This window comes from Roseibium sp. (genome assembly GCF_025698965.1).
In the GTDB taxonomy this organism is placed as follows: Bacteria; Pseudomonadota; Alphaproteobacteria; order Rhizobiales; family Stappiaceae; genus Roseibium.
Map to the genome: position 1 here is coordinate 1 of NZ_JAILWL010000122.1, position 14,124 is coordinate 14,124.

Sequence of the window (14,124 nt, forward strand, 5' to 3'; positions counted from 1 at the left end):
AAAAGTGCAGCCAACGCTTGAAACAACCGGAGAGTTTCAATCCTATTCCGCTGGACCTGTGACCACTTGTGTATCGTCACGTGCCCCCCATTCGGACCATGATCCATCGTACAATGCGAGATCTCTCGCACCAAGCACTGTGAGGCCGAGTGTGAGTATCGCCGCGGTCACACCGGAGCCGCATGACGTAGTCACCGGTTTTTCCAGGTCAATTCCGGCATCCTGATAGATCTGAAACAGTTCACTCTTGGGTTTGAAAGTCCCGTCGTCCGCGATCAGTTGGGTGAAGGGTAGGTTTTTTGCTGTCGGCATGTGTCCGGAACGCAATCCGGCTCTCGGTTCAGGTGCGTCTCCGGAAAATCGGTCCGTCGATCGCGCATCCAAAATCTGCCGGGATCCGGTTTCAATGACTTTCCGGATATGAGTAATGTCGGCAACCGCGCCGTGGTTGAGCCTGGACGAGAAGTGACTTTGCACCCTGCGTGGTGCGATGTCCTCAACCTGCCGGTCTTCTGCGCGCCATTTCGGAAACCCTCCGTCCAGGACATGGACTCGCTCCGCACCCATGCTTTTTAAGGTCCACCAAACGCGTGGAGCTGAGTAGAAACCGAAATCATCATAGACGACAATGGTTTGGCCGTCACCAACACCAAGCTTGCGCATTGCCGATGAAAACACATGTGGTGCGGGAAGCATGTGTGGAAGGTCGGTATTCTTTTCACAGATTTCGTTGACGTCGAAAAAGACAGCACCGGGAATATGAGCGTGTGGATAGATTGACGGCGCGTCTGGATGCGTGACTGGTGGCATCCAGGCATTGATGACCACCAGGTCCGGTGAGGAAAGATGATCGGCCAGCCATTGGGTGGTTACGAGCGGATGGTCGGTCATTTTATCTCCTTAGGTCATACCTTCGTAAAGTCCCTTGGACCTGTGCCATTCTTCTATGGACATGTCCGGGTAGCCTTGAAAATGAACGTGGCCGGGACCGTCCGGGACCTCGATCCATTCAGGCTTGAACTCAAGCATGATATGGACAGTCTCAGGTGGTCTTGGCAAGGGGGTATCGATTGTCCCTGCATGCGGATGGATCAGTTCCGGCCATCGCGGATCCCAAACCCAAAGATGCGTGCCGCAAGATTTGCAGAAATGGCGTTCAGCAGCGCTGGTCACACCGTTTATCACGGCATTGTAGATCGCCTTCGATTCAGCCCCTTGGATTTTGAGACTACCAGCCTGGCACATGAGATTGATCGCATAGCCACCGCTTCCCGCGGCCTTCCGACAGATTGAGCAGTAGCAGCGCATGTAAGGGTAGGGGGTCTTGCTTTCCATCTCAAATTCAATGGCCCGGCAGCGGCAACTTCCCTTGAGTTTCATTTCACCCTCCCGGCCTTTATCTGCATCTGTAACGGATCAGTCCGTCAATCGTATCCGAACACGTCTGTTCTGCTTGCCTTTTTTTTCGATCTTGCCAAGAGACAGAGTACCAATTTCTGATGTTCTGGAAACATGTGTTCCGCCGCAGGGTTGCAAATCAACTCCGTCCCCGATCCGCACCAGTCGGACACGTCCACTAACCCGAGGTGGTTTCACTGACATGGTTTTAACGAGACCCGGATTTGCATCCAGCTCCTCGTCAGTTATCCATTCCGAGGTAACCGCATGATCCTGCGATGCAAGGGTATTCAATTTTTCAAGCAGGGCATCCTTGTCGACGGTGATTTCACCCATGTCAAAATCCAACCGACCTTCTGAGACCGCGATCTGACCACCGGTTACGGGATAAGGCAGCGCGACGGACAGAAGGTGCAAGGCTGTATGAACTCGCATCACCTGGTAGCGGCGCAGCCAGTCGACGTGAGCAGCAAGTTTGGTGCCGGGGGGCGGCAGGATTTGACCTTCTGCCGGAACGTGGACAATTGAAGCCCTGTCGTCGTCATAGACCGTTGTGGCGATTTCGATACGATTTCCGTCTTCAAGCTCCAGAAAACCGCTGTCACCTGGTTGGCCACCGCCTGTGGCATAAAACACTGTCCGGTCAAGGAGAATGCCGCCAAGATCGTTGATCCGAACAACCTCGGCTTCACACGACCGAAGATAGGCGTCGTCACGAAACAGGGGCGTGGTCATGATTGTCTCCTGAAAAATGTTCAACTCATGAAAACCGGATCGATGTTCGGCTGGCAAGCAATGAAACGGAACTGTCGCGACCGTCGCGAAAATGTGTTGGTCAGCATCGGAACAGTAGATTTATTTCTTAAAACAGAGATCCATCACGATTGTAGCGGCAGCCATGTTGCCCATGTGGAATGCTGTCGGTGTGTTCTGGTGACCTCCATATGTCAGGTCTCCTGCAGCATAGATGTTTGGCAGGTTTGTTCTGAAACCCTCGTCAACTTCCACATATCCGTTTTCGGACATCGTCACGTTTATTCCGGAAAGAAGATCCGCCTGCTTCTGATATGGATAGATGAGCATACAGTCCAGCGGTACTGACCGCCCATCGGGCAGTTTGGCGCGGGCCAGTGTTCCATTCTCGCTCAGCACTGCATTCGGCAGCATTCGTTCTATGGCGATGCCCATCGCTGCAAGGTCCCGGTGCCTGTCTTCTGTCAGCGCGAGATCCGGATCAAGGAAGTAAACGAGGTCGGATGTCCAATTCCGGTAAATTTCAGCGGCATCTATGACCTCGGGACGATGGGCATAGATGCCCCACTTGCGATCCTTCCACTCATATCCGTGACAGAACGGGCAGTTGATGACGCTAGTGCCCCAGACTTCCTCCAACCCAGCCACCTGAGGCAGGATATCCTGCATGCCTGTTGCAAGTAGTAGGATTTCGGCGTTCAAAGAAGATCCGTTCTCCAGAACGAGGTCAAAGCCTTGTTGCCCAATGCGGATATCGACGACATTTTCATCGACAAATCGAGTGGATGGATAGGAAAGAATATCGCGACGCACATCCGCACGAATGTCCGCTGGAGGCCTGCGGTCCATGCCTGGAAGTGCCGCCACAAAGGGGGAGGACGCATTCCGGGCCGGTCTGTCGCCATTGAGAATGACCGTATCGATCATCGAACGGGACAGTGTAAGTGCAGCAGCAAGACCTGCGGGACCGGAACCGACAATCGCGACTTGAGTTTGCATCTTATCACGCCATAACTTAGTTCGACGCCTTGGCCATCAGGAGCTTCAGTGCAAAACTGCCCATGATGCCGGCAAAGGCCCAGTCAAACATGCGCACTGCGCGCGGTGACGATTTCAGGAACCGCGCAAAAGCATTGGCTCCCAGTATCATGGTCAAGCAAAGCGGCATACCGAGCAAAACGAAGTAACTCCCTAGAAACAAGAGTTTTCCCGTCGCATCAGGATCGTCTGCGCTGACAAATTGCGGCAAGAAGGTCACGAAAAACAAGACAATTTTCGGGTTTAGAATGTTGACCCCAAGGCCTTGAAGCCACAGCCGGTGAAACGGTTGTTCGGTAATCTTGACAGCTTCGAGCGCAATGGAAGTCCCGTTTCGAAGCGCTTGAACTGCAAGCCAGATCAGATAGGCAGCCCCGACGATTTTCAAAACCGTGAATGCAAACACCGACGCGGCAAGTAGTGCGGAAACTCCTATTGCCGCAAACACGGTGTGAATGATCAGTCCGGAGGTCACGCCCAGCAGAGCAGCGATCCCAGCCTTGCGACCCTGAATCAGTGTTTTGCTCAAAAAGAGCGCCATGTCGGGGCCGGGGGTAAACACCAGAACCAGCGCAGCGGCTGTAAAGCCGGCGAGTACTGAAAACGAAGGGATGAAATCGGGAAGCATTATTGGTTCAGCCAGCAAATGAAGTTCTCTAGGAGAACACTCTTTTGCGCCTGCTTGTCAAAGACAATCTTTCCGCAGGTATTGGCGAAGTCCAGTGGTTAAAGAATGGGCGACAACAATCGCGCACCTTGTGCAGCCACCCGAAAGAAGTAGCTTCTCTCCTCGAATGCATCCGGCCAGGTCAGCCGCGCACTTTCGAAGTCGGTTTCCAGCATGTCTTCAACGTTGCGGATCATGCGTTCATGAGTGAACCAGAGCGTCAGTTCGAAGTTGATCTGAAACGACCGGTTGTCGAAGTTGACCGTGCCGATCGAGACCAACTCGTCATCGAGCAATGTCACTTTCTGATGCAGGAAACCGTCCGTGTAACGATAAATTTTCACACCCCGTTGGACGAGCGTGTCCTCATAGGCGTGGCTGGCGAGCCAGACGGTCCAGTGGTCCCGTTTTTCCGGCAACAGGATACGTACATCGACACCGCGCATCGCAGCGGCGCAAAGGGCCGTTTGGACGTCAAGCGAGGGGACAAGGTAAGGCGTGGTGATCCAGAAGCGCTTTTCGGCCTGCGAAGCTGCTTCGACAAACGCTATGGCGCATTCTTCCAGCTTGTCGGCCGGTCCCGTCGGCATCACCAGAACGGACTCGTCACCCGGCATCGGGATCTCGTTGACTTGCGGCAATTCAATGTGTTCGCCGCTGGCCCACAGCCAGTCCTCGACAAAGGAAAGCGCACAGGCAACGGCGGCAGGCCCTTCAACACGGACATGCGTGTCCCGCCAGCGACCGAACCACTTGTCTCTTCCAACATATTGATCGGCGACATTGTGACCGCCGACAAATGCCTCCCGGTAATCCGTCACGACCAGTTTCCGGTGATTGCGGTAGTTCAACCGCATCGGTCCTAGAAGTTTGAGAAATTTATGGTTTTCGTTGAAACCACAGACTTTTACACCAGCCTTTTTCATCCGTCCGATAAAATCATGCGACAACGCATGACTGCCGACATCGTCATAAAGGAAACAGACATCAAGGCCGTCCTTGGCCCTTGCGATGAGGGCATCCGCCATCTCACGCCCCAGTTTGTCGTCGTGAACGGCAAAGAACTGGAAGAAAATGACATGCTCGGCTCTGGCTATCGCTGCCTTAATTGCCTTGAATGTCGCGTCACCGTCGATGAGCAAATCAGCCTTGTTGCCTGCAAGAAACGGAACGCCTGCAACCCGCGACAGGACTGGCCAGTCTCGTGTTTCCTCGTGATCTGTCAGCCCGAGTTCGTCAGCCCGTCTGGCTCTTTCCGTCCGGCCCAATGTGGCCTGGATTTTCGCGTAGTCGGAAAAAGAACGCCATCCAAATACGAAGTAGAGCGGCACTGTCAGGTAAGGCAGGAAAAAAAGGGAAAGCAGCCACGCTACAGAGCCTTGGGAGGTTCGTGAATTCATCACCTCCCTGACAGCACAAATACCCGCGGTGATATACATGGCCGCGACAAACGCTGCGACCAGTCCAAGATTGTTGGCCATGATGTCCAGGATGCTGACGTCAGTCACGGCATCCTGGATAACCGCTTCTGCCGCGGCCCCGTCTTTTGCAAGGTTTGGATCATCTGGCTCCATGGAAATAGCGATCAGATTCGCGTCCGATCAGGCAAATGGCGCCTGGATCGCCACGTCGCGTTCCAGCCATTCCGGAACAGGGAGGTTCTTGGAGCGGAGGAATGCCGGATTATAAAGCTTGGACTGCGAGCGGGTGCCGTGATCGCACAAGATAGTGACGATGGTCTTCCCGGGTCCCATTTCCTTGGCCAGTCGGCGAGCTCCGGCCAGATTGATTGCAGTCGACCCGCCAAGCAGAAGTCCTTCATGCTGTGCGACATCGAAAACGAGTGGCAGGGCTTCCTCGTCCGGAATGGTCCAGGCGTGATCCACTTTGACGTCGTAGACGATCGCGGTCGAGCGCCCGAGACCAATGCCTTCCGCAATCGAGCCGCCTTCGGAAGCCTTTGCTTCTCCGGTCGTGAACAGCGACTGCATCGCAGCACCTCGAGGGTCGGCACAACCGATGACGATATCCGGTTTCTTTTGCTGCAGATATTCAGAAACGCCTGCAATGGTTCCACCAGACCCCACTGCACAGATAAAACCGTCGACCTTGCCCTCCGTCTGCTGGAAAATTTCCGGACCGGTTGTCAGGAAATGGGCTTTGCGATTATCGAGGTTGTTCCACTGGTCGGCGAATATGGCGCCATTGGGTTCGGTCTTTGCCATATCTTCAGCCAGACGCCGGGCAATATGCTGATAGTTGTTCGGGTCTTTGAACGGCTTAGCCGGAACCTCGATCAGTTCAGCACCGCAAAGACGCAGCATATCCTTCTTTTCCTGTGTCTGCGTTTCCGGAATGACAATAACCGTCCGGTAGCCACGGGCGCTGGCAACGAGCGCGAGTCCTATGCCGGTATTGCCGGCTGTGCCTTCGACGATGACACCCCCTGGTCTCAGATCGCCGCGGGCTTCAGCTTCAAGAATCATCTGCCGGGCAGGGCGGTCTTTGACCGATTGTCCGGGGTTCATGAACTCGGCTTTGCCAAGAATCTCACACCCTGTTTCTTCTGACAGAGCTTTCAGGCGGATCAGGGGTGTGTTGCCAATCGCATCGACAACGGAAGCGGACACAGACATGTAATCATTCCTGGCTGATCCGGCCCGTTGCAATTTCAGGCCGGATGAAATCTGATGAGTTCTGGACGCTAATGGTCCGGACCTTCGTAATCAAGTTTGCAATGTAAGGCTTCAGTCCGGGAATGCCAGTTTAGTCGGACTGCAAGAGCCAAATTTCTCTCCAGATGATTGAAAGTGGCGTCGTAGTTGTTCTGTGCCGGCTATGGACCAAAATTTAATTTCGAATATTTATGGTGTAGTAATTGATCTGGAAGCCGTTGACTAACGTATCGCCGTTAGACCAACTTTAGACGCCTGGAGATTAATGAGAGCGGTAATGGAAAAGAATGTGACTGGCATGGACGAGTTGCTGGCCGGATATGCGGCCGGAACGCTGTCTTTTCCGGCACAGGCACTTGTCGGAGCACATCTGGAACTGAGTGACCGGAACCGGGGCTATGTCTCGTCTCTGGAAGCGATGGCTGGTGCCGGCCTTGATGATATCGATCCTGTTGAGTTCTCTGACCGGGATGCCACGCTTTCTTCGATCTTCAGTTCGAATGCGCCCATTCTCAATGACAATGCACCCGCGCTGGAAAACGAGCGGGAAAATGGATCGTCAGTACCGACATCCTTGCGAACCATCATTGGAACATCCATTGACAGTTTGCCCTGGAAGACGCTTCTTCCCGGTGTGAAAGAGTGCAAGTTCGGTGAGATTGATGGCTGCATGAGCAGTCTGTTGTGGGTACGGGCCGGTCGAGCAATGCCCTCACACACACATCACGGAACCGAGCTCACTTTGGTTCTCAAGGGCGGTTTCAAGGACGACGACGGCCACTATGTGGCTGGAGACCTTGCCTTTGCCGATGGCGATGTGGATCACAAGCCGATCGCTGACGAAGGTGAAGACTGTATCTGTTTCGCCGTTACAGCCGGGCGCTTGCAATTAACCGGTCCAGTTGGCCGCTGGTTCGCTCCTTTTATCAGGTAAACACCAATCCGGTTTCCATACCTTTTGCGTATAGACTGCAAAGGGTTAAGGAGAACGGTTTGTCAAAAAAGCAATATGTTGCGCACCCGGGAGACGGATGTGCATGGATAACAGGAGCCAGCTCCGGTATCGGAAGAGCGCTCGCACTGGACCTGGCGCGGGCGGGATGGACCGTCGCCGTGACTGCACGATCCGAGCAGGCTCTTAAAGAACTTGCATGTCAGGCATCCACTCTTTCCGGATCAATCAAGGCATTTCCTGCTGATATATCCAACACTGACCTGATGGCCGGCTGCTGCGCCGAGATTCGCAAAGAGTTCGGCACGATCGCTCTTCTGGTCGCCAATGCGGGTGTCTATCTGCCTCAAGACGGATTATCCGCCGATACAGAAGCTTTTCGCAGGAGTTTCGACATTAACCTGATGGGAACGGTCAACACTGTTCTGCCGGTGATACAGTCAATGAGGCAGACGGGCAGGGGGCAGATTGCCGTCGTTTCCTCGGTTGCGGGTTATAGAGGGTTACCAACCTCATCGGCCTATGGAGCAACGAAAGCTGCGCTGATCAACTTTGCAGAGTCACTGAAGTTCGACCTGGATAGGGTGGGGATCCGTATTCAGGTTATCAATCCCGGTTTTGTGGATACGCCGGCTACACGATCAAATCCATTTCCAATGCCGCACCTGATGACGGTTGAAGAGTCCGTTCAGCAGATTCGAAAAGGCCTGAACCACCGTAGCAAGTTCGAGATAGCCTTTCCTGGCGCATTCGTTCGACAGTTGAAGCTGCTTAGAATTCTTCCCTATCGACTGTATTTTTCCCTGGTTGCCAAAGCGACGGGATGGAACAAAAAACAGGCCGGTTAGACACCGGCCTGTTACGTAGATTGAACTGGTTTTCCGTCATGTTTCCTTGACGTAGACCATTTGGCGGACATCGATGTTTCCTGAGCGGAAACCTGCCTCGCAATAGTGCAAATAAAATTCCCACAGTCGTTTAAAGCGCTCGTCAAATCCGAGGGGGCTGATCTGAGGCCAGGCGTGCCGAAACCGGTGGCGCCACTCCGCAAGGGTCCGGGCGTAGTCTTGACCGAAGATTTTCTGGTCAATCAGATCCAGTCCGAGCGACTTGCCGATCTCGCGCAATCGCGCTGGCGGTGGCAGCATACCGCCAGGAAAGATGTACCGTTGGATGAAATCGGTACCACGCCGATAGTCTTCAAACATCTTGTCCTGGATCGTAATGATCTGCAGACCGGCTTTCCCACCGGGTTTCAAACACCGCGAAAGCTGTTTGAAATAGGTTGGCCAGTACTTCTCGCCGACGGCCTCGAACATTTCGATTGAGGCTATCCGGTCATAGACGCCTTTTTCATCGCGATAATCCTGAAAGACAACATCGACCTTCTCGGTCAGTCCCGCAGTGAATATGCGTTCCCTGGCATAATCGAACTGTTCCCTGGAAATTGTCAGCGCGCGAACATGCGCGCCCACTGATTTTGCAACATGTTCGGCAAATCCGCCCCACCCGCAACCGATTTCCAGGACTGTGTGGTCCGGCTCGATGCCGGTTTGCCTTACCAGAGAGGCATACTTTTCTGCCTGTGCCTGCTCGAGATCATTGGTTTCGTTGCTGTAAATCGCCGAAGAATACGTCATCGACGGGTCGAGCCATTCTTTGTAGAAGGCATTTCCGAGATCGTAATGTGCGGAAATGTTACGTTTGGATCCTCGTCTGGTATTTGCATTCAACCAGTGGCGCACGGACATCAGGAAACGAGCAAACGGGCGTCCTTGAATGGCTTCCAAAGTGGATTCCTGATTGATGCAGAAAACTTCAAGGAACGTGGTCACATCCGGTGAGGACCAGTAACCAGCCATGAACGCTTCGCCGACACCGACATCACCTGATTGAACCACCATTCGGAAAAAACGCCAGTCATGGATATTGAGAACGCCATATGGGCCTTCTTCGCGACCACTTACGACAAATCTCCGGCCATCCGGAAAGGTGATTTCCAGAGATCCGTATCGGATTTTCAGCGCCAGACTCGCCGCCATTCGGGCCAGGCGCGGCGCTCCCTTCAACTCATGCCCGAGATTGTCACGTGTCAGAACAATTGGCTCACTCATGAAATAACCTCTTGAAATATCGTCAGTTTGAGGCCAATGGCAACCTGCGTTTTTGTCCGTCCGAACGCTGCTTTCGTGCATCTTTAGCGGGCCGGGAATGAAATGGTACACGCTTCCGCCAGATTTTAAAGGCTTCCCAGTGAATCGCACTAATAACCTTGAAGGTGAGCAAGGGAACGCGAAGACATTCCTTGAAGATGTTTTTGTTCGTGAGTGATTTTCGTTCTCCGGAGAACGTTGCTGAAAGCAAAGGGCCCTCTGCATCCTTTTCCAGTATTCTGACCCTTACTGAGTCTCCAGGTGGCAGCATCCTGAAGAAATAGTGCTGCTCCATGCTGACGAAAGGCGAAACATAAAACTCCTTGCGCTGATCTTGACGCACACCTGCGTCACTTAGTTGGCCATCCCTGATCGGCATGGTGTATGTGTGAAGCCCGCCAAATGTATTTCGAACTTCATAGATGATCGCACTCAGCTGAGTGTCGGTACCAAACGCGTAGTAGACGCTCAATGGGTTGAAGCCGTAACCGAGCATTCGAGGGTAGGCGAGAAGCAGAATGCGCGCCGGGCGCTCCACGCCCTCTTTTGTCAGTAACGTTTCAATGTGGTCGCGGAGGTTGGTGCCGTCGCGTTTCCCATGATCACATTCATGGAAAGACAGCAAGTTGAAACGATTGACTGAAAACAGCCCGCTGGATCGGTTGGCTTCTTCCAGCCGGTCCAGATCGAGCAGAACAGAAAACACGGAATAATGGAAGCGATGCTCCCTGGGTTTCATGCGTTGGTGCATCACGGACCCAGAATAAATCGATGCCGCTCCTTCTGGAGGAGGTCCGTTCTCACTGATGCTATTTGACAATGTACGGGTCATTCTGCTGCGTCCAGAAGCTGCCGCTGAGGTGCTGGTTCTTCCCAAGGCAGGCGCGCGCCTAATGCCCTTGCCACATTCAGCCCTGAAACCAGCCCGTCTTCGTGGAAACCATGTCCGGCCCAGGCACCGCAATACCAGGTGTTGTTGACGCCCTGTATCTCTTGAAGTCGGCGCTTTGCAAGCAAGGACCTGGCGTCGAACTGGGGGTGATCATAGATATATTTGGCAAAAGTCTTGTCTTCGCTTGGAGCTTGATAGGGATTCAGTGTTACGAAGACCGGTTTGCTTTGATCGAGGTTCTGGAGACGGTTCATCCAGTAACTGACGGTTACGTCACGGGTTTCTCCGGCATCACGGTCCGACATGTAGTTCCAGGACGCCCACACACGCCTGCGCTTCGGCATCAGGCGTTCATCGCGATGCAGATAGACTTCGTTCGGCCGATAACCGATCGAGCCGAGAATGTCGCGTTCTGCCTCACTTGGGTCTCCAAGCATCGCGAGGCTTTGATCCGTGTGGCTTGCAAGCACGACCTGATCGAAAACATCCGTCTGGCCTGTTGTGTCGGTGACATGAACCTTGCCGTTCTGGCGCAGAATTCTTGCAACGGGTGTTGCAAGGCGGATCTTGCCCGTGAGTGGGGCGAGTAATTTGCTTACATAATTCCGGCTACCTCCCGATATCGTACGCCACATCGTGCGCTCAAAAGATAACAGGCGATGATTTTCAAAAAAGGCGACAAAGCTCTCGGCCGGATAGGCTCTCATTTCATTGATCGGCGTTGACCAGATCGCAGCACCCATCGCAAGGAGATAGTCATTGATGAAACCGGAGGAATACCCCTCTCTGTCCAGGTACGCCCCTAAAGTGTCACCCGCGAGCAAACCGGAATTCAGGTCCTCAACGGCCTTTCGGTTGAACCGGAAAATGTCCTTCAGCATCAGAAGAAAACGGGGTGAAAGCAGGTTCTTTCTTTGCGCGAATAGTGAGTTTAAGGAATCGCCGGACCATTCCAGACATCCGTTGTCAGCAGACAATCCAAAACTCATGTCACTGACCTCGGTGGCGACATCGAGGTGTTTCAACAACGCGGTAAAATTTGGATAATTGAGTTCGTTGTAAACGATGAAACCTGTATCGACGGATATGCTGGTGCCATCATAATCAATATCTGCCGTCGCGCTGTGACCGCCCGTCCGCGGTCGTTTTTCGTACAAAACAACATCGTGACTGTCGCTTAGCGCCCATGCAGCGCTATTTCCGGCAATGCCGGAGCCAATGACAGCAATCCGCATAATCAATCCTTCAATCTGACCGGTACGCCCCAGGACGCAAGGTCAGGGGAGTTGGTTTTCTTAGTGTTGTGAATTGATTACGGCACGATTGAATTGCCGGATCACGCAGGCCCATGAATTTTAAAATAAATGCCTGCTTCTATTCGGTCTCGATTGAATACGGACCCAGCGAATGGATCTGGTCTGAATAGAGGTGAAAGGCATCAAACCAGTGCACCCTGTCAGGAGTGCACGGGCAAATGATCCGCCGAATGGCGGATCAATTTTTCCGTTTTGGCTGAATCAGGCCTGAAGTGTGTCGACGAGCCAGTTCCACGCAACTTGAACGCGGCTTTTGGCAGCATCGAAAAAGGCGACCACCTTATCCCAGACCAATTGTCCAAAATCGGCGACTTGTAGCATCGTCCCCCGTTTGACGGGTTCATCACCGGTTTCGATCAACTCGACGGTTGTTGCTTCTGACCCGTCGTTTACGACACGACGGGTGACCATCAGAGCGCCCTCGGTCGGCAGTCTGGATTCGTCCTTGGCTTCTGCAACGAATGTATCTGTATCCATGGCGCGCACGACGACGGCCCGCCCATCTGGAAGCAGATGGGTTTCGTTGGTGTTCACTTCTGAATCGTAGATGACTTCGCCATATGAATCGATCAACTCAACCCAGACGGTCTTGCGTCCGTCGAGCTCAATTTCTCCGACCCAAATGGTCAGCTCGCTCTCAAGTGGATCCTTTTGGTCCAGGCTCGCCGAAGCGACGGTGACTGCAAGCCGGTCTTCAGGCAACGTGATCGTTTCCTGAGGCAATGGGGCTGCTGCAGCGCTACCCGCCAAGGCGAGGATGAGGCCAAGCGCAAAAGTTCCTGCTCTGGTATTCCGTTGCATGTACGCCTCCCAAGGCTAATACAACTCTCTTCACCACGCTGGGGCTTTTGTTTTGCTTCGGTCCTTTTCGGACTCTGTCGCATTGATTTAGTCTTTGAACGCCCCTTTGCGCAGTCACGATTTCGCCATTATTGCACCATGATCTGCCGATCAGGTGTAATAAAAATCACAAAATGATGTGATTTTGGTTACTTTTCGATAATAAGTGTGGTCTCGATGGGACTAATCAAGGTTAATCACCGCGACGTGAACATTTTCTCCCTGTAAAAAGTGCCTATTTTTTGAATCTATCTTTAGATTATAAATCTTTTTATCTATTTGAAGAATTATTAGATGAATGAGTTTCGTTTGCGTTCGATCTTTTGTTGTCTATCGTTCGATAAGAAATAACTTTTTGGCTAACCGAGCGTAAGGCGAAGAATACTTGTTTGGAAGCCTCCCGAAAGGTGCCTCGTCATTTCGTGTAAAAACTGATTTCAAAAATGAGCTCCGCCGACATCTCGTCGACGGAGCACTGTTTTTGTGTGTGAGGCAATCGATGGAGTTTACGTGCTGATTTGTTTAATGTTTCCGGAAACGCAGCGCCTTTTGCAGCTCAATGCGTTTCGGCCAAATTCCATAACGTCGAACCTTTGCGCCGGTCAATGCGTTCCACATTACGACCGACAAACGCGAGGTTTCGTATTTTGTTCTTTTAAAAATCGCCTATCCAGCAAATGAAAACAATCGCCAGCACCACACTCAACCCTGATAAAAATTACAATACTCCCTGAATTATGGCGGTTTGTGGGCGGTTATTTAGGCCTAAACGACAGAGAACACTCGGCAATTTTTCAAGACGCTGCTGCCACTGCTTAAATTCGAATACTTAATTAAATAAGTCCAAATATTGGGCGCATGCCGTGTTTTTACATTGCCAGCAAAGTTGGTTTTGGAAATTGCGCGTGATTACGGCTCATGTTCCGTAATTGGAACAGATAACGACGTAGGGCTTCCAGAGGCATTTGTTTGCAGATTGATTTTGATTGCAGACCTAACGCAAGGGCTCGTGTTTTAGTCGGGTTGTGTGCCCTTCATCGCCGCGCGACCTGAAATTCTTGCCTTCGGAGACCAATTAAAATCAAGCTGAAACGGGTATGAAGGATCCGGTCTGCAGTCGTTTTTCAAAGAAGAAATGCCCTGATTGACTGCGCCATCTGTAAGTGCCATGCGCGCAGGATTGGCCAATGGAGCAAGTTCAGGGGACAGGTAACCGGATTTCACAATAAGAAAAGCGGTTTCCTCCACCGCGATACCAAATCGCTCGAAGTCATTCAAATTGTGAAACGGACGGCGGCGTTCAGTGAGGATGATGGAATTGCCAGCAATATGAACCATTACTTCCCGGTTCTGCTCAGTCTCGGTTCCGAACTTTTTACCAACCACGACCTCAGCGGTAACACGCGGGCAGCAGCTACCGAATGCACCGCCGATTGTCAG

General features: G+C 52.6%; 14 protein-coding genes. 2 read left to right on the forward strand and 12 right to left on the reverse strand.

The features are described 5' to 3' along the window. Positions 1 to 42: 42 nt before the first annotated feature. The 7 genes from sseA to K5905_RS11985 all read right to left on the reverse strand — a co-directional run bounded on the left by sseA (position 43) and on the right by K5905_RS11985 (position 6,492). Positions 43 to 891: a 3-mercaptopyruvate sulfurtransferase gene (gene sseA, locus K5905_RS11955; RefSeq protein ID WP_297584022.1), complete on the reverse strand. Its 849-nt coding sequence runs from the start codon at positions 889 to 891 to the stop codon at positions 43 to 45. 9 nt (positions 892 to 900) lie between these two features. Beyond that, positions 901 to 1,380 (reverse strand): GFA family protein, encoded by a 480-nt coding sequence (locus K5905_RS11960; protein ID WP_297584025.1) that lies wholly within the window; start codon positions 1,378 to 1,380, stop codon positions 901 to 903. 36 nt (positions 1,381 to 1,416) lie between these two features. After that, the gene (locus K5905_RS11965; protein WP_297584027.1) at positions 1,417 to 2,133 is read right to left on the reverse strand and encodes an alanyl-tRNA editing protein; all 717 of its coding nucleotides are present in this window, start codon (positions 2,131 to 2,133) and stop codon (positions 1,417 to 1,419) included. Between the two features lie 120 nt (positions 2,134 to 2,253). Beyond that, complete coding sequence (locus tag K5905_RS11970; protein WP_297584030.1) at positions 2,254 to 3,150, reverse strand: NAD(P)/FAD-dependent oxidoreductase; 897 nt, start codon at positions 3,148 to 3,150, stop codon at positions 2,254 to 2,256. A 16-nt stretch (positions 3,151 to 3,166) separates the two neighbouring features. Beyond that, the gene (locus K5905_RS11975; RefSeq protein WP_297584033.1) at positions 3,167 to 3,817 is read right to left on the reverse strand and encodes a LysE family translocator; all 651 of its coding nucleotides are present in this window, start codon (positions 3,815 to 3,817) and stop codon (positions 3,167 to 3,169) included. Between the two features lie 98 nt (positions 3,818 to 3,915). Next, positions 3,916 to 5,430: a cardiolipin synthase gene (cls, locus tag K5905_RS11980; protein ID WP_297584034.1), complete on the reverse strand. Its 1,515-nt coding sequence runs from the start codon at positions 5,428 to 5,430 to the stop codon at positions 3,916 to 3,918. Positions 5,431 to 5,457: 27 nt separating this feature from the next. Then, positions 5,458 to 6,492, reverse strand: a complete 1,035-nt coding sequence (locus K5905_RS11985; RefSeq protein ID WP_297584037.1) for a cysteine synthase A — start codon at positions 6,490 to 6,492, stop codon at positions 5,458 to 5,460. A 316-nt stretch (positions 6,493 to 6,808) separates the two neighbouring features. On the opposite strand from K5905_RS11985, the gene K5905_RS11990 reads away from it, so the two are divergent. Both K5905_RS11990 and K5905_RS11995 read left to right on the forward strand, forming a co-directional pair. Then, on the forward strand, positions 6,809 to 7,465 hold the full coding sequence (locus K5905_RS11990; protein WP_297584039.1) for a ChrR family anti-sigma-E factor: 657 nt from the start codon (positions 6,809 to 6,811) through the stop codon (positions 7,463 to 7,465). 59 nt (positions 7,466 to 7,524) lie between these two features. Continuing rightward, on the forward strand, positions 7,525 to 8,331 hold the full coding sequence (locus K5905_RS11995; protein WP_297584040.1) for an SDR family NAD(P)-dependent oxidoreductase: 807 nt from the start codon (positions 7,525 to 7,527) through the stop codon (positions 8,329 to 8,331). Between the two features lie 36 nt (positions 8,332 to 8,367). On the opposite strand, the gene K5905_RS12000 is transcribed toward K5905_RS11995, so the two are convergent. The 5 genes from K5905_RS12000 to K5905_RS12020 form a co-directional block, all read right to left on the reverse strand. Next, entirely contained in the window at positions 8,368 to 9,597 is a 1,230-nt protein-coding gene (locus K5905_RS12000) for a cyclopropane-fatty-acyl-phospholipid synthase family protein (RefSeq protein ID WP_297584041.1), read from the reverse strand. A gap of 22 nt (positions 9,598 to 9,619) precedes the next feature. Next, complete coding sequence (locus K5905_RS12005) at positions 9,620 to 10,468, reverse strand: DUF1365 domain-containing protein (protein WP_297584042.1); 849 nt, start codon at positions 10,466 to 10,468, stop codon at positions 9,620 to 9,622. After that, the gene (locus K5905_RS12010) at positions 10,465 to 11,763 is read right to left on the reverse strand and encodes an FAD-dependent oxidoreductase (RefSeq protein ID WP_297584045.1); all 1,299 of its coding nucleotides are present in this window, start codon (positions 11,761 to 11,763) and stop codon (positions 10,465 to 10,467) included. The genes K5905_RS12005 and K5905_RS12010 overlap by 4 nt, the downstream gene beginning before the upstream one ends. 282 nt (positions 11,764 to 12,045) lie before the next feature. After that, positions 12,046 to 12,645 (reverse strand): hypothetical protein, encoded by a 600-nt coding sequence (locus tag K5905_RS12015; protein WP_297584048.1) that lies wholly within the window; start codon positions 12,643 to 12,645, stop codon positions 12,046 to 12,048. A 1,053-nt stretch (positions 12,646 to 13,698) separates the two neighbouring features. Further along, positions 13,699 to 14,124 (reverse strand): MlrC C-terminal domain-containing protein (locus tag K5905_RS12020; protein ID WP_297584051.1); only part of this gene is annotated, 426 nt, incomplete at its 5' end.

Coding starts and splice junctions, on each gene's coding strand:
- K5905_RS11985 (WP_297584037.1), bottom strand. CDS start 6,492: ATGTCTGTGTCCGCTTCCGTTGTCGATGCGATTGGCAACACACCCCTG.
- K5905_RS12015 (WP_297584048.1), bottom strand. CDS start 12,645: ATGCAACGGAATACCAGAGCAGGAACTTTTGCGCTTGGCCTCATCCTC.
- sseA (WP_297584022.1), bottom strand. CDS start 891: ATGACCGACCATCCGCTCGTAACCACCCAATGGCTGGCCGATCATCTT.
- K5905_RS11975 (WP_297584033.1), bottom strand. CDS start 3,817: ATGCTTCCCGATTTCATCCCTTCGTTTTCAGTACTCGCCGGCTTTACA.
- K5905_RS11990 (WP_297584039.1), top strand. CDS start 6,809: ATGGAAAAGAATGTGACTGGCATGGACGAGTTGCTGGCCGGATATGCG.
- K5905_RS11970 (WP_297584030.1), bottom strand. CDS start 3,150: ATGCAAACTCAAGTCGCGATTGTCGGTTCCGGTCCCGCAGGTCTTGCT.
- K5905_RS12005 (WP_297584042.1), bottom strand. CDS start 10,468: ATGACCCGTACATTGTCAAATAGCATCAGTGAGAACGGACCTCCTCCA.
- K5905_RS11960 (WP_297584025.1), bottom strand. CDS start 1,380: ATGAAACTCAAGGGAAGTTGCCGCTGCCGGGCCATTGAATTTGAGATG.
- K5905_RS12000 (WP_297584041.1), bottom strand. CDS start 9,597: ATGAGTGAGCCAATTGTTCTGACACGTGACAATCTCGGGCATGAGTTG.
- K5905_RS11965 (WP_297584027.1), bottom strand. CDS start 2,133: ATGACCACGCCCCTGTTTCGTGACGACGCCTATCTTCGGTCGTGTGAA.
- K5905_RS12010 (WP_297584045.1), bottom strand. CDS start 11,763: ATGCGGATTGCTGTCATTGGCTCCGGCATTGCCGGAAATAGCGCTGCA.
- cls (WP_297584034.1), bottom strand. CDS start 5,430: ATGGAGCCAGATGATCCAAACCTTGCAAAAGACGGGGCCGCGGCAGAA.